This is a genomic window from Ferrimonas sp. YIN67, assembly GCF_057219095.1.
Map to the genome: position 1 here is coordinate 210,951 of NZ_JBXVVJ010000001.1, position 15,823 is coordinate 226,773.

Annotated in this window: 12 protein-coding genes; 5 read left to right on the plus strand and 7 right to left on the minus strand. The window is 58.3% G+C overall.

Features of this window, described 5'->3' with window-relative positions; genetic code table 11:
• Positions 1 to 32: 32 nt before the first annotated feature.
• From AC2D8U_RS00770 to AC2D8U_RS00785, 4 genes are read right to left on the minus strand one after another with little or no spacing between them, the layout of a single operon-like run.
• Positions 33 to 1,259 carry an acyl-CoA dehydrogenase family protein gene (locus tag AC2D8U_RS00770; protein ID WP_484617125.1) on the minus strand — a complete coding sequence of 409 codons (1,227 nt, stop codon included), beginning with the start codon at positions 1,257 to 1,259 and terminating at the stop codon, positions 33 to 35.
• A 12-nt stretch (positions 1,260 to 1,271) separates the two neighbouring features.
• Positions 1,272 to 2,369 carry an acyl-CoA dehydrogenase family protein gene (locus AC2D8U_RS00775; protein ID WP_484617126.1) on the minus strand — a complete coding sequence of 366 codons (1,098 nt, stop codon included), beginning with the start codon at positions 2,367 to 2,369 and terminating at the stop codon, positions 1,272 to 1,274.
• A gap of 11 nt (positions 2,370 to 2,380) precedes the next feature.
• Positions 2,381 to 4,546, minus strand: a complete 2,166-nt coding sequence (locus AC2D8U_RS00780) for a 3-hydroxyacyl-CoA dehydrogenase NAD-binding domain-containing protein (protein WP_484617127.1) — start codon at positions 4,544 to 4,546, stop codon at positions 2,381 to 2,383.
• A 13-nt stretch (positions 4,547 to 4,559) separates the two neighbouring features.
• Positions 4,560 to 5,783: an acetyl-CoA C-acetyltransferase gene (locus AC2D8U_RS00785; RefSeq protein ID WP_484617128.1), complete on the minus strand. Its 1,224-nt coding sequence runs from the start codon at positions 5,781 to 5,783 to the stop codon at positions 4,560 to 4,562.
• A 147-nt stretch (positions 5,784 to 5,930) separates the two neighbouring features.
• Between AC2D8U_RS00785 and AC2D8U_RS00790 the strand changes: the two genes are divergently transcribed.
• From AC2D8U_RS00790 to AC2D8U_RS00805, 4 genes are all read left to right on the plus strand, one after another.
• Positions 5,931 to 6,944, plus strand: coding sequence for an AraC family transcriptional regulator (locus tag AC2D8U_RS00790; protein ID WP_484617129.1), 1,014 nt, complete (start codon positions 5,931 to 5,933; stop codon positions 6,942 to 6,944).
• Positions 6,945 to 7,404: 460 nt separating this feature from the next.
• Complete coding sequence (locus AC2D8U_RS00795; RefSeq protein WP_484617130.1) at positions 7,405 to 10,089, plus strand: TonB-dependent receptor; 2,685 nt, start codon at positions 7,405 to 7,407, stop codon at positions 10,087 to 10,089.
• 160 nt (positions 10,090 to 10,249) lie between these two features.
• Positions 10,250 to 10,702: a hypothetical protein gene (locus AC2D8U_RS00800; RefSeq protein ID WP_484617131.1), complete on the plus strand. Its 453-nt coding sequence runs from the start codon at positions 10,250 to 10,252 to the stop codon at positions 10,700 to 10,702.
• 17 nt (positions 10,703 to 10,719) lie between these two features.
• Entirely contained in the window at positions 10,720 to 11,574 is an 855-nt protein-coding gene (locus AC2D8U_RS00805; RefSeq protein ID WP_484617132.1) for an alpha/beta hydrolase family protein, read from the plus strand.
• Positions 11,575 to 11,621: 47 nt separating this feature from the next.
• On the opposite strand, the gene AC2D8U_RS00810 is transcribed toward AC2D8U_RS00805, so the two are convergent.
• Positions 11,622 to 11,993 (minus strand): hypothetical protein, encoded by a 372-nt coding sequence (locus AC2D8U_RS00810; RefSeq protein ID WP_484617133.1) that lies wholly within the window; start codon positions 11,991 to 11,993, stop codon positions 11,622 to 11,624.
• Positions 11,994 to 12,224: 231 nt separating this feature from the next.
• Here AC2D8U_RS00810 and AC2D8U_RS00815 point away from each other — a divergent pair, with 231 nt between their 5' ends.
• Positions 12,225 to 13,013, plus strand: a complete 789-nt coding sequence (locus AC2D8U_RS00815) for a hypothetical protein (protein WP_484617134.1) — start codon at positions 12,225 to 12,227, stop codon at positions 13,011 to 13,013.
• A gap of 59 nt (positions 13,014 to 13,072) precedes the next feature.
• On the opposite strand, the gene der is transcribed toward AC2D8U_RS00815, so the two are convergent.
• Together der and bamB are read right to left on the minus strand one after the other, a co-directional pair.
• Positions 13,073 to 14,557 (minus strand): ribosome biogenesis GTPase Der, encoded by a 1,485-nt coding sequence (gene der / locus AC2D8U_RS00820; RefSeq protein ID WP_484617135.1) that lies wholly within the window; start codon positions 14,555 to 14,557, stop codon positions 13,073 to 13,075.
• Between the two features lie 70 nt (positions 14,558 to 14,627).
• Positions 14,628 to 15,815, minus strand: coding sequence for an outer membrane protein assembly factor BamB (gene bamB, locus AC2D8U_RS00825; protein ID WP_484617136.1), 1,188 nt, complete (start codon positions 15,813 to 15,815; stop codon positions 14,628 to 14,630).
• Positions 15,816 to 15,823 lie beyond the last annotated feature (8 nt).

The window sequence follows — 15,823 nt, forward strand, 5'->3', positions numbered from 1 at the left end:
ACATACCAACTGGCATAAAAGTGAGTCACCACTTACAGACCCGTAGGCAGTTCATTGAACGGGACGCTCTTGTCCTCGCGGCTATCCTGAGGCATCTGCAGCACCTGCTCGGCGATGATGTTGCGCAGCACCTCATCGGTACCGCCCGCCAGACGCACGCCCGGAGAGAACAGAAACTCTTTTTGATAGTGCGCCTGCATACGGGCCAGTTTGGGATCGGTGATCACCCCGGCCTGACCCAACAACTGCACCGCATAGCGGTTGATCGCCTGGTTCATCGGTGCCGCCACCAGCTTGGCAATCGAGCCCTCGGGCCCCGGCATCGCCCCTTTGGACAGGGCGGTGAGAATGCGGTTATTGGTGTGTTTTAGGCCCGCATAGCGGACATACCAATCCGCCATATGGCTGCGCACCATGCCATCGTCGATCGCAGGTTTGCCATTGAGTTCCAGTCGCTGTGCCAGTTCGTGGAAGCGGGCAAAACCCGTGGGCTGGGCGTTGCCCACCGCCAGGCGCTCGTTCATCAACACGGTCAGACAGCCCTTCCAGCCGCCACCCACCTCGCCGAGGATCTGATCCGCCGGCACCACGGCGTCATTAAAGAACACCTCGGAGAAGTGGCCGCCGCCATCGGCCTGTTTAATGGGACGGGCGTCCACCCCAGGCTGCTTCATGTCGATAAAGAACAGGGTCAGCCCCTTGTGTTTCGGCACGGTGGGATCGGTGCGACACAGCACAATGCCGTAGTCGGCAAAGTGGGCGCCCGAGGTCCACACCTTTTGGCCATTGAGGATCCACTTCTCCCCGTCAAACTTGGCCGTGGTGCGCAGCGCAGCGATGTCAGAGCCGGCCGAGGGCTCGGAGAAGAGTTGACACCAGACATCCTGGCCACTGGCCAGGCGAGGCAGGTATTGGGCCTTCTGCTCGTTGCTGGCAAAGGCCATCAAGGCCGGCGCACACATGCCCAGGCCAATGGTAAAAAAGTCATCCAGTTCATCGTACTGGGCCACCTCCTGACGCCAGATCACCTGCTCCATTGGCGTACCGCCGCGTCCCCCCAGGACTTTCGGCCAGGCAATGGCACCCCAACCCGCGACCGCTTTCTTGCCCTGCCATTGCTTGGCATCCGCCAGCTTAGCCTCTTCACTCAGGGCCATTTTTCCCGGCTCGCCGGGCTGCTTGGGCTGTGCGTTGGCCGCCAGCCACTGCCGCACTTCACTGCGAAACGCCGCTTGTGCACCGGTATCGTTAAAATCCATGATCTTTCTCCCTTACACCTGTTCCGTCAGCTTCAGCGCATCCACCAACTTGTGCTTCCACACCTCTTCACCGCCGATCAAGGCCTCCAGCCAGGCGGCGCGACGATAATGCAGATGGCAATCGAACTCCCAGGTAAAGCCGTTGCCGCCATGCACCTGGATGTTCTCCGCCGCCGCCAGCGCGTAGGCCTGACACCCGGCCACCCGGGCGGTAGCCGCCGCCAAGGGCAGATCCGGCGCGTTTTCGGCCAACGCCCAGGCGCCATACATGGCGTTGGAGCGCAGCAGTTCAATGGCGGTAAACACGTCCGCCAACTTGTGTTTGATGGCCTGGAAACTGGCGATGGGTTTGGAGAAGGCATAACGCCCCATGCTGTAGGCCACACTGGCCTTAAGACAGGCACCGGCGCCGCCAAGCTGCTCGAAGGCCAGCAGCACGGCCGCCCGATCAAACAACTGATCTTGCAAAGCCTGGGCCTGGCCTGGCGCGCCGAGGCGCTCGGCGGGGCAGGACTCAAACTGGATCAGCGCAGCGCTGCGGGTGGGATCCAGGGTGTCGACGCTTTTGCGCAGGACCGCTTCCAACGCCACCACAAACCAAGAATCAACACACTCACCATTGCTCTCCTCTTGCGCTCGAACCAGGGCAAACTCCGCTGCCATGCCGTCGGCCACCGGGAGCTTCACGCCTGTTAACTGTCCATCCACGACGCGGCAGGGTGTCTCGCCATCGCTCACCGCCACCGTGCCGATGACCGCCCCTTGCGCAAGCTGAGGTAACCATTGCTGCTTCTGCGCTTCGCTGCCGGCCAACAGCAGCAGCTCCGTCGCCAGATAACTGGAGCTGGAAAATGGCGTCGGCGCCAGGCTGGCCCCCAGTTGCTCGGCGATCACGCATTGGGCCAGCTGCCCCATGCCCAGTCCCCCGTATTGCTCGGGAATGGCCACGGCGGGCCAACCCAACTCCACCATCTGTTGCCACAGTTGGGTATCGTATTCGGCCTCGGTATCCAAGACGGCGCGTACCCGCTCGATACTGGCGTGCTGGCGCAGCATCGCCTTGGCCTGCTTGCGGATCATCTTGTGATCGTCAGAAAAATCGAAGTTCATGTCCTGCTCCTTCAGACAAACTGCTCGTCACGCTCGGCCATCTGCCACAACAACTGGGGTGGCGTGAATTGCTCGCCATAGCGCCCGGCCAACTGCGCAGCACGCTGGGCGAAGGCGCGAACGCCATAGGCATTGATAAACTGGAACACGCCCCCTGTATTGGGCGGGAATCCGATCCCGAATATGGAGCCGACGTTGCCGTCAGCGGCGCGCTCCACCACGCCCTCTTCCATCGCCCGTACCGCTTCGAGGCTCTGACAGAACAACAGGCGATCGCGGATATCCTCAAAAGGGATCTCGGTATAGCCATCGGGTGCAAAATGCGTCTTCATCCCTGGCCAGATCCGCTTGGGTTGCCCTTCGGGGTAGTCGTAGTAGCCACCGCCAAAAGCTTTACCCTGGCGATCAAACTCCTCCACCATGCGACCCACCAAGATCGCGGCGGCACTCTCCGGCAAGGTCTTACCCTGCGCCTCGGCATCCGCTTGCATCTGCAGGCCGTTCTTGTAGGCGGTGGCCTGGCTGATCTCATCGATGGCCGCCAGCGGGCCGACCGGTGAGCCGTTGAACTTGGCGGCGTTCTCAATCAGCACCGGATTGATCCCCTCCAGCACCATGGCGGCACCCTCTGAGATGGTGGTGCCGATCACCCGGGTGGTGAAAAAGCCCGGTGCGTCATTGACCACGATCGGGGTCTTGCCCAGGCGCTGAGCCAGATCAAAGGCTTTCGCCAGCGCCGCGTCGCAGGTCTGCTCGCCGCAGATGATCTCCACCAACGGCATCTTCTCGGCGGGCGAGAAGAAGTGCATGCCGATAAAGTTCGCCGGTCGCTTGGAGGCCTGAGCCAGCTCAGTAATGGGCAGGGCCGAGGTGTTGGAGGCGAGCACGCACTCCGGCCCGACGGCGCTTTCCACCTCGGCGGTGACCGCCGCCTTGATGGCGCGATCTTCAAACACCGCCTCGATCACTATGTCGCAGCCAGCCAGATCCGCCGCCTCCGCCGTCGGCTGGATCCGCGCCAGGATCTGCTCGGCCTGGCTCGCATCGATACGGCGATTCTTCTCACACACCGCGGCGGCATAGCCTTTGCCCCGCTCAGCATTGACCCGGTTGACGTCCTTAAGCACCACCTGCAGGCCGCTCTTGGCCGCAGCAAAGGCAATGCCCGCGCCCATCTGACCGGAACCAATGATGCCGATTTTGCTTAACTCACTGCGCGGCAGTTTCGGTCGGCTGGCCCCGTGGTTGATCTCACCGAGCTGAAAAAAGAAGGTGCGGATCATGTTCTTGGCGGTCTGACTGGTCATCAGATGGAGGAAGTAGCGGGTCTCGATCTTCTGCGCCGTGTCAAAATCCACCTTGGCCACGTCATGGGCACAGGCGAAGATCGCCTTGGGAGCCGGGAAGTTGTTATTGGTGTTGTTCATCACCCCGACCGGACCGAAATAGATCAGCCCCTCCAGCGCCTGACTCTTCTGTTTGTCATTGGGCGAACCGCCGGGAATGGCAAAGCCTTTCTTGTCCCAGGGCTGACACGCCTTTGGATTGGCCAGGATCCAGGCTTTGGCCTTGGCATGCATATCCACTTCGTCCGCAGCAAGCTGGTCGACCCAACCTTTTTCCAGCGCCGCCTGCGCCTTGAACTTGGCCCCGCTGGACAACCAGGGAATGGCTTTTTCCAGGCCAAATAGGCGCACGGTTCGGCAAATGCCGCCAGCACCGGGCAACAGGCCCAACTGAGCTTCAGGCAGGCCCACTTCCAGCTTGGGGTGATCGATCGCCACCCGATGATGACAGGCCAGGCATATTTCAAATCCGCCACCAAGCGCCGCGCCGTTGATCCCCACGGCCACCGGTACCCCTAAGGTTTCCAGGCGACGTAGCGGCTGCTTGGTCTCTGTGATGCTGACAAACTGTTGCTCCGCCTGTTCCGGAGTAAATTGGTTGGGCACATTGAGCAGAGACTTGAGATCGCCCCCGCCGAAAAAGCTTCTCTTGCCTGAGCGCAGATACACCCCGGTAACGCCGCCGGCGGCAACCCGTTGCTCCAACTCGGCTACGGCGCCCTTCATCGCCTCTATGTATTCGTAGCCCATGGTGTTCACCGACACCCCGGGCTGATCGAAGATCAGCTCGATGATCCCATCGCGGTCCTGCTCTAATCGTATGTAACTCATGACCTGGCCTCCTTTAAACACGTTCAATGATGGTAGCGATGCCGATCCCGCCGCCGGCACACAGGGTGATCAAGCCCCGCTTCAGATCCCGCCGTTCCAGCTCATCGAGCAGGGTGCTCACCAACATGGCGCCGGTGGCGCCGATGGGGTGGCCCATGGCGATGGCGCCGCCGTTGACGTTGATCTTCTCGTCAGGAATGCCGAGGTTTTTCTGATAGCGCAGCACCACCGCAGCAAAGGCTTCGTTGAGCTCGAACAGATCGATGTCGTCCAGGGTCAGTCCGGCCTTATCCAGCGCCTTAAGGGTGGCGGGCTCCGGACCGGCCAGCATGATGGTGGGCTCGCTGCCGGTGTTGGCACAGGCGACGATGCGAGCGCGGGGTTTCAGCCCCTGCGCCTTGCCTGCGGCTTCGGTGCCGACCAGCACCAAAGCCGCGCCATCGACGATCCCCGAGGAGTTGCCTGCGGTGTGGCGATAGGGGATGGTGTCAATTTGCGGGTATTTGAACTTGGCCAGATCCGTATGGCCGTATTGGCCAAACATAGCGAAGGAGGGCTTGAGCTTGCCGAGCTGCTCGGCAGTGATCCCAGGACGCAGATGCTCATCTTTGGCCAGGATGGTACAGCCGTTCATGTCGGTAACCGGAACCACGGAGCGGTCGAAATAGCCTTGCTCCCACGCGTGGGCCGCACGCTGCTGTGACATCTGGGCATAGCCATCGAGCTGCGCACGGGAGAAACCCTCCAACTCGGCGGTCAAGTCCGCCGCCAATCCTTGGGAGATGCCATAGCTGTGCATCGCGGTCCAGGGATCTCCCGCCGCTGCACCGCTGGCACCAATGCCCAAGCGGGACATGGACTCCACCCCACCGGCCACCACCAGCTCTTCGAAGCCGGAGCGGATCTTCATCGCCGCCAGATTGACCGCATCCAAGCCACCGGCGCAGTAGCGGTGCAACTGGGCCCCCGTGGTGATGTCGTCCCAATCGGAGTAGACCAGCGCGGTTTTGGCGATGTTCTGGCCCTGTTCGCCCACCGGCTCACCGGTGGCCAAAATCATGTCGTCCACCTGACAGGTATCCAGCTCATTACGCTGTTTAAGTGCCTTAAGCAGCGTGTTGACCAGATCCACCGGCTTCACTTCATACAGGCTGCCGCCGGGTTTCCCCGGTGCGCCCGCTTTGCCACTGCCCCGTGGTGTGCGGATGGCGTCATAGATGTAGGCTTCTGTGCTCATGGGTATCTCTGCTCGCTAGTCTGTTCGGTTTATGTTGCTGAGGCTTAAACCGAGTATATTGAGCAGAAGTCAGGCAACTCTGGTGCGCAGCGGCCCACCTTTGGTGCGCAGTGGCCAACCTGAACAATCGGGAGCAACAACGGCGGGATGAGCGAACACACCTCCGTGGCCACCATCGGCCGCATCATTGCACTGACACTGGATGGCCTGGGCTATGACGGCGATGCGGTCATTGAACGAGCCGGACTGGATCCCACCCACTCCTACAACCCCCATGCCCGCTATCCATCGGATCAGGTTCAGCAGCTTTGGCGGCTTGCCGCCGAGATCAGCGGCGATCCCGCCTTCGGCCTGCGAGTGCCCAGCTACAGCACCAATACCATCAGCCCGGCCATGACCGCCGCCTTTGCCAGCAGCAACACCCTGCGGGAAGCCCTGGGCCGCCTGTGTCGCATGTTTCCCTTCGTCAATCACTATGGCGCCCTGGTGCTGGTGGATACCGATGACACCGCCTGGCTGGTGTACCGGCTCAGCAGCCTGGAGCGGGAGACCATCGCCGATGAAGCGATGGATGCGCTGTTTGCCGCCATCGTCGTGGGACTGCGCAATGCCATTTTGCCGGAGTTTGGGGTCAGCGCCGTTGAACTGATGCGACCGATGCCGGACGATCCGGCCGCCTATACCGAGCTGTACCGTGCACCTGTGCTGTTTGACTGCCAACAGGATCGCATCGGCCTGGCCGCTGCCCTGCTCGACAAGCCTCTGCTCGGGGCCAACAACGAGATGGCGCAGCTCAGCGAGCAACTGATCGCCAACAGCTTGAACGCCCGGTTCCAGTCCGATCTGATCACCCGCACCCGCACCCTGTTGCTGGAACGCCTGCCCGAGGGCGAGCCAGACCAAGGGGAGATCGCCACAGCCCTGCATCTCTCCAGTCGTCAATTTCGACGCAAGCTCAGTGCGCTGGGCACCGGCTACAGCGCACTGCTGGCCGATTGTCGCCATGAGATGGCATGTAAATACCTGCGCCAACCGGAGATCCCGCTATCGGAAGTCACCCAGTTGCTAGGCTTCTCGGATCAAAGCAACTTCTCCAAAGCCTTCAAACGCTGGGAGGGGGAAAGCCCGGCACAATATCGAGCGAGTCATGTCACTCCATAAAAAAGCTATTTGAATCAGAAGAAAATACCGAGCATTAGCACTAACTGCCCCCCAAATTAAAACACCACCCCAGCACAAACGAGCACAACCACCACACCATCAGCAACAAAACCACCACACAATCAACGACTTTAATTACCATTCGACACAACAGTGGCCAGCACTTGGTTCCATCTGCGCCTTTACACGTTCGAATTGAACTTTTTGACAAAAAACGCTGGAAAAGCAACAGCGTGCGAAATAAATTACCATCGAACGCAGCTCAGACACCTGGTCCTGAAAGTTCATAAGATGATTTCACTAAGCACGCAACAAGAGATTGGCAACGACCGGTCCAGAGGGAAAACTCCCCTTGCTTAGTCACAATAAATAAGCGGTTTCGATCCCTGCGGATCCGCACATAAAGAAAGACATAGGTTGATACAAGATGTTCCCAAGAATTAAGCGCAGCCCTGTGGCTATGAGCGTCGCGCTCCTGCTCGCCGGTAATAATGTCGCCCTGGCACAAACCTCCGATCCACAAGCCGTCGCCGCCGAGCAAAATGTCGAAGTGATCCGCGTCAGCGGTACTCGTGCCAGCCTTAGTCAGGCGATGAACGACAAGCGCTTCTCCGACGCCCAGGTGGATGTGATCGCCGCCGAAGACATCGGCGTGATGCCGGATCCGGACATCGGTGACTCCCTGGAGCGGGTTGCCGGTGTGCAGGTGCAGCGTGACGCCACTGGCGTCGCTGGGGAAGTAAACATCCGTGGCCTGCCCGGTTACATGACCAAGGTGCTCTACAACGGACGCGAAGTCGCATCCGCCATGAATCCTAACCGCAACTTCTCCTACGACATCATGCCCTCCGCCTTCATCTCTTCAGTATCAGTTCAAAAGAGTACTGCAGCAGATATCAAAGAGGGCGGCCTGTCCGGCACCGTCGACATGCGCAGCCATCGTGCATTCGACAGCCAAGAAGCAGTAACCCGAGTGATCGCCAAAGGCACAGCCGGTAGCAATGGTGGTGACTTTGGACCAGACCTAACTTTCCTGCATTCCAACACATACGCCGATAACACACTGGGTCTGGCGTTTGGTGCCAACTACCTCAACGAGTCAAACTTTACTCAAACCAGTAGTTCAAACGCCATGGGTAACCGTACCGTTTCCGATGCCGACGACAACAACAAAGTGCTGACCACGCCAGAGATCCGGGCAGAGCTAAAAGATGCAGAGCGGGAAAGGGCCGCTGCCTTCGTCAACCTAGAGTGGCGTCCCAACGACAACTTATCTCTGTTTGGTGAAAGCCTGTTTAGCCGTTATGACTATCGGGAAAATCGCAAACGACATGTCTTCAAACCCAATGAAAAGAACTCGAAGCTGAAAGACTACAAGATTGTTGAGGTTAACGGGCGCGAATATGCCTCCTATATTGAGTTGGACAATGTACCCAGTCATGTTGATTACAACCCACTGCGTCGACTGAATGACACTTGGGTCAATACTCTCGAAGCCACCTATGAAAAAGACGACTGGAAAGTCGATGCGGCTCTCAATAGTGTTCGCTCTCATCTCGATATGGAGATGCCCAACCTAATGGTCAACACCCAAAACCTTAATATGGGCTTTGACTTTAGTGGACGTAGTGCACATGACTACATCTACATGGACGGCGTAAACATGCTGGATGAGAGCATGTACATTATGGATAGCATGCGCTTAAACGGCACCCAATTAGGAAGTACTCGAGATGCTAACAGCGACAGCATAAGCTTGGATGTCAGCCGTTTCACCGATATTCAGGCTGGCCACCTGGCGATAACCCAAGTCCGCTTTGGCGCCAGTTACGCAAAGGAAGAGATGCTCTCCACCACGCGGAGCGCCAACATGAATAAAGGCACCGACTTTGCCAACTTCCTAGCCCAAAAAGGGTACACAAGTGCCGATATTGGCATGATTACTGCCGGCCCGGATCGTGGCAGTTGGTTTAATGGTACTAACAGCAGCACTTACAAGCCACAAGGCTTCCTTGCGCCCAATGTCGACCGCTTCAACGACCTTTTCTCCCTGAACGAATTTATCGCCTTCGCAGACGCTCTAGGGATCTATGACGAAGAAAATGATGACCTGTTGGAAGATACCTTTGCAGCCCATTTCCGCGCTGACTTTGAATTCGGCTACGACCTGACCGGTAACATCGGTGTACGCTACGTCAGCACCAAGCAGACCACTGTAAAAGAGGATAAAGACTGGACACAGGGATTGGTTGAGAAGTGCTCTGAAGAAGGCTGTAACTGGTCACTTCGCGCCGATGCGAAAGATCTTTACTTAGGCAAAACTGAAGATTACTGGTTACCCAGCCTGAACCTGAAATACACTCTGCGTGATGATATGCAGATCCGGTTTGGTGCTGGCCGTACCATGGCTCGCCCCAACAAGGAAGATATGGCCGGGACCACCAGCTACAACAACCAGCAAAACATCATCAACGCTCCTAACCCCTACCTGGATCCCTTCCTGTCGACCAACGTAGACCTGAGCTGGGAATGGTACTACAACAGCAGTTCCATGATCTCCGCAGCCTACTTCTACAAAGGCTTGGATACCATTGTGACGCAAAGCGAAACCGAGATCCTGCTTGATATCTACGAGGAAGGCAGTGACGTCGCCGATCGCCAGGAGTGGGTGACCCTACGCCAAAGTACCAACAACGAAGACGTGACCGTCCAGGGTCTGGAATTTGGCTATCAAACCGCGTTCGACTATCTTCCCGGGCTCCTCTCCAATACAGGTATGACCGCCAACTACACCTACATCGATAACGATAAGCCAGAGTTGTTGGCAGCGGCGTCCAAGAATAACGCCAACGCCGTGCTTTACTACAGCGATCGCAAGTTTGATGCACGTATTTCTTACACTTATCGCGGTAGCTACCTGAAGGATCCGTTGATTGATGGCTCTGTTCAGCCTGCAACTTACTTCAGTTCGAGTGCTCGAATGACACTCGCGACTTCCTACCGGCCTAGCGAAAACCTGCGCTTGATGTTGTCCATTAGTAACCTGCTGGATGAAGATTCCACCGTGATGTCCGATGGTAATTTGGTGCGTGCCTTTAACGATTCTGGCCGCAAGATCAACGCTGGCGTGGTATTTAACTTCTGATCCTAAGGGATCTTGAAACAGCGGCGGTCTCCCTTGCGGTGACCGCCGCTTTTTTTCACCTTGGCCAGTGGGATCCCCAACACACTCCCACCCTATGCCCACTTTCCTTTCCCCAGCGAAGTTGCGACACTTTGCTCACCCGCAATAAAGAACCTCAGACATGCGCAGAACCTTGACCCTACTGACGACCCTGATCACCCTGTCAGCCCCCGGCCTGTCGGCCACCCAGGATCTCACCCATAGGATCTTCGCCGGGCTCAATGCCCAGGGCGAATTTATCGAAGCCCGGCTGCTGACCGAGCAGCGCATCCACTTCTGGGTGCTGACCCCCCAAGGGGTCCAGTTACCCGCCCGAGATGCCAAGATCCGCTGGCGCCAGGACGACGATGCCGTGATCTTCTACAACCCTCAGGGCCAGGAGATCGCCTTCGAGTATCAGCAGGGCTGCCTGTTCGGTGAACCAGTAACGTTTCCCGATAACAAGGGGGGAACCATTCACTGGCCTTCGGCCTGGGATCCGCTGAGAAAATCCAACTATGCCCTGCTGGAAGAGAACCCCTGGGTAATGGCCCGAGAGCTGCTGACCTATGAACCCATCTGCATAGACAACTGAGCCAATAGGAACAACCAATGAGAAGGATTTTACGAAGTACTAAACTGTTGACCGCCGTCACGGCCCTGACGGTAGGACTGACTGTGCTACCTGCCATGGCGAAGAACTACCCCCCAACCATCGAAGATGCGCAGAAGACACTCTACCGCACGGTTGAAGGGGTAGAACTCCACGCCTGGGTCTTCCAACCCGAAAGTCAGGCCCCGACGCCCGCCCTGGTCTTCTTCTTCGGCGGAGGTTGGGCCGGGGGCTCTCCTAAGCAATTCGCTCCCCACGCCCGTGCCCTTCGCACCGAGGGGATCGCCTCGGTCCTGGTGGACTACCGGGTGCGCAACCGGCACAACACGGGGGTAGCCAGCGCCGTCGAGGATGCCAAGGCGGCGATGAACTGGGTGCATGCCCATGCCGACCAGCTGAACATCGATCCGAGCAAAATTGGGGCGGCTGGCGCCTCCGCCGGTGGCCAGCTGGCAGCGGCCACCGCCACCCTGCCCGACCATGGCCAGATGACCTTCTCTCCCGCCGCCCTGGTGCTGTTTAACCCAGTCACCGTCATGGCACCTGAGCCCGACGTCTACACCCCAACCCACTGGACTGAGGCCTGGACCGGCAGCCCGTTACTCAGCCTTTCTCCTTATCACCATCTGGATGCGTCGCTGCCCCCGACCTTGATCTTCCATGGCACCGCCGATCAAACCGTCCCTTTCCGGACCGCCCAGGCGTTCTGTCAACGGGCCGACACCCAGGCCCGAGAGTGTCAATTGATCCCCTTTGAAGGGGCCGGGCACGGCTTTTTTAACGGTCGAAAACATCGTGAGCGCACCCTGGACGACACCAGGGCGTTTCTTCGCAATCTCGGTTGGATCCGGTAACAAAGTTAAGGCGCCCAAGGGCGCCTTAATTTTTCACTGTCGAGGGCTCACTCCACCACCTGGTCCAGAGCGTCACGCCACAGGCGCCAGGCCATAGCGGCCACTGCCAGTGTTTTGCTGGTCCAGCCACCAAACAACAAAGTGGCTGCGCAAAGGTAATACAGCCAGGGAGCCAGCCGGTGGCCCCGCAGCAGACTCCAACCCAAGAATGCGCCGATCCCCAACCACAGGGCATTAAGCGCAAGCAGGGTCACAGTAAGGAGCACCACACTCTGCTCAGCGCCCTCACCCAGGTAAGCGGACACCAGGGCTTGCAACATGGGCCATTGCCACAGACTCATGATCAATTCACCCAGGCACACCACCAGGATGGCGAGCCCGATCAACTGAGCAACCCGATTCAGTTTTATTGGGGGCATAGTAATTCTCGATCCCATGTAAAAACGTGCAGCCTAACCGACTCTGGCGACACTCGCTGAGATCTGCCGCAAAGGCAAGAGACGTGCCAGGCCCATTCCGGCTGATCCGATCACCGGTTGACTCATCTTCGTCGACGTCCCAATCGACCGGTCTAAACATACCGCAGGATTGTCGAGGCACAGCCGTTGGCAATCCCATCTCCCTTAAATATGGAAATTGAGGAAAACAACATGACGAAACCCACCAGCACCCAGGCCAGAGAGGCGGTCAACGTATTTGCCTCCATTGACGTCCTGGGCCTACTTGACGATCCTGACTACCCTGGAAGCCAGGGTACCATCGAGCAGACGATCAAGGAGCACTACAATAACCTGCTTGGCAGCTCCCAACCGGCACTAATGCAATATGCAATGACCCAACCCCTGCAGGCCTGGAGCGATGCCAAACAGCAGTATCTGTTCTCGGGTGTCTGGGATCAGGTGGTGTCGTTGGCGGGGGACAACTACAAACGCTTTGCCAGTACATCGGGTACCAAGGCACTCTTAAGCAAGTACGTTCGGCTCATCGCCAACCGGGGAGATACTCAGGGCTGGAAACTGGCCGTTGATGGTTCGGATCTTACCGGGACTCCACCCAATCAATACCTGACCGAGGCCTACAATCTCAGTATCAAGGTACGACCGGGCCAGTGGATCCGATGGTGGGGGAACTCCACCACCCCCTTCTCATCACTGCAGTGCGTGATCGGGGACATCACCAATGTCAGTCGCCCAACCCCCTTGAACGAACTCAATCACCAGCAAGACGTCTCCATACTCTTTAATTACCCCTCGGGTACCATAGGTCCGGAAAACACTTACAGTACCGCCACAGCCACCGCATACAGCCGAATGGGCCAGTTGAGCTCCGATCTCCAGCCAACCACCCGGATCCTGTACGATATCCTGTTCAACCTGGTCGATAATCAAGGTGATATCATCGCTTCATTCCAGGTCGATCCGGAGATCATCGTGATCTAGCAGCACCCGGTTAGCCATTACGAAAAAAGGAGCCCTAGGGCTCCTTTCTTGCTGCGACATTATTTGGCGCCGCGCTTCTTGATGTGGCCGATCAGGCGGCGACGTTTTCGTTGCTGCAACGGGCTCAGCTTCTCACGCTTGCCGTCGAAGGGATTTGCCCCTTCCTGGAACATCACCTTGATCGGGGTGCCCATCACCTGCAGCGAACGACGATAATAATTCATCAGGTAACGCTTGTAGGAGTCCGGCAGATCCTTCACCTGGTTGCCATGGACCACCACGATTGGCGGGTTGTAGCCCCCGGCGTGGGCGTACTTCAGCTTAACCCGGCGACCACGCACCATAGGTGGCTGGTGATCGTCCTGGGCCATCTGCATGATACGGGTCAGCATGGCGGTAGAGTGACGCTTGGTCGCGCTGTCATAGGCTTCCTGGACAGATTCGAACAGGTGGCCGACACCGGTACCGTGCAGTGCCGAGATGAAGTGCAGACGGGCAAAGTCGACAAAGCCCAGGCGACGATCCAGCTCACGCTTGATCTCATCCTTGACCTCGCTGTCGAGGCCATCCCACTTGTTAACGGCCAGTACGATGGCACGACCGGCGTTCAGGGCAAAGCCCAGCAGGGAGAGATCCTGATCGGAGATCCCCTCGCGGGCATCCACCACCAGCAACACCACGTTGGCATCTTCAATGGCCTGCAGGGATTTGATCACGGAGAATTTCTCTACCGCTTCAAACATGTTCTTGCGACGACGAACCCCGGCGGTGTCGATCAGCACGTACTCACGCTCATCACGCTCCATCGGGATGTAGATGGAGTCCCGGGTCGAGCCCGGCATGTCGTACACCACCACTCGCTCCTCGCCGAGGATACGGTTGGTCAAAGTTGACTTGCCCACGTTGGGTCGACCGATGATCGCCAGTTTGATTGGCTGGTTACGCAAGCGCTCGGCTTCCTCGGCAGCGGTCTCCTCGGTTGGCAGCTCTGCCTCCTCCTCGGCCCACTCGTCGATCTCTTCCTCGCCCTCGCCGTGTTCCTGCTCAAACTCCTCGGCCCAGGGGGCCAGGGCGTAGTTGATCAGGCTGGTCACCCCGCGGTTTTGGGCCGCAGCAATCTGGTGGATCTCGCCATAACCCATGGCGTAGAACTCACCGACGGCGGCATCGGCATCGATCCCGTCGGTCTTGTTGGCCACCAACAGGGTCGGTTTTTCCCGGCTGCGCAGGTGCGCGGCAATCGCTTCGTCTGCGGCAGTCAAACCGGCACGGGCATCCACCAGAAACAGAACTACGTCCGCTTCTTCGATGGCGATCAGCGACTGCTCGGCCATCTTGGTCTCGATACCCTCTTCGGTACCGTCAATACCGCCGGTATCGACCACAATAAAGTCGTGTCCGGCCAAATTGGCCTGGCCGTACTTACGATCCCGCGTCAAACCGGGAAAATCCGCCACCAGGGCGTCTCGAGTGCCGGTCAGGCGGTTAAACAGGGTGGACTTACCCACATTCGGGCGTCCTACCAGGGCAACCACTGGGATCATGCTGTCGATACCTCATTATTGAAACAAAAACGCCCCCGATCTCTCGGGGGCGCCATAGTGTACAGGGAGTTTAGGGAATTGTCACCGCAGCAATCCGCCCATTACGGCTCTGCAGGTACAAAGTTTCCCCATCCCGAAGGGGCTGGGCGTACAACCCGCTCGAATCGATCCGAGTGTAGCCCAACAACTCACCGCTGCTGCGATCCAGGATATGCAGGTAGCCTTCGAAGTCGCCAACCACCAGGTAATCGCCCAGCACCTGAGGACCGGTCAACATGCGACCCGTCAATTCACTGTTGGCCCAGCTCTCCAGGCCGTTACGACGATCGATGCTGTAGACTGAACCACGGGCATCGGTCATATACAGGTTGAAGCCCTGAATGGCCAAGGGGGTGTAGACGGAGTACTGGCGGCTCCACAATACCCGGCCACTGCGCAACTCGATGGATGCCAGGTTGCCATTGAACGCCGCAGCATAGAGGTTCTCCCCCCGCACCAACGGCTTTACATCGGCATCGATCACCCGTTCCAGTTCATTGCTGCCAGTGGCTTCGGCAATCCGTGCTTCCCAGATGGGAGCACCGGTATCGGCAAACAGGGCACCAACCTTGCCGTCTGGCGTGCCAAACAATGCGGCCCCCTGTGATGCACTGATCCCGGAACTGCCGCGCAACAGCAAGGGTGGCATGGTCAAGTCCATCTGCCACTTGAACGCACCCGAGTCCACGTCAAACGCCTGGACCTTGCCGGCTGCCGTGTTCACCACAACCATGCGACCAATGATCGCCGGATCGGCCAACACTTCGCCGCGAGTCACGGTTTCCCAGGCAACGCTACCGTCCTCGGCGTTAAGGGCAAAAACAGCGCCGTTTTCGCTGCCGACAAACACCTTGTTGAAACCCGTGGTCACACCACCGGACAAGCGGGCACCCTTGTTTTTCTTAAGCACCCCGTCGGCAAAAGCCCGCCGCAAGTTGGTGCTCCAGATCTCCGAGCCATCCTCGACAGACAAAGCAGAGACGATCCCAAAGCGTTCTGCTACAAACACTTTGTCATAAGCTGTCGCCGGAGAGAGGGAAGACCAGTGATCCTCGATCCCTTTGCCAACCCGTCCGCTCCACAGCACCTGTGCTTGCAGCGGATTGTCCAGCTCTGGCAGTGGCGATATACGCTCTGCCTCATCATCGCTGGACGCACAGCCCGCCAGTACCGCAGCGCTGAGCAGGCCAGCCAGCCATCCTTTTCTTGCCAGCAACATGTCCAGGC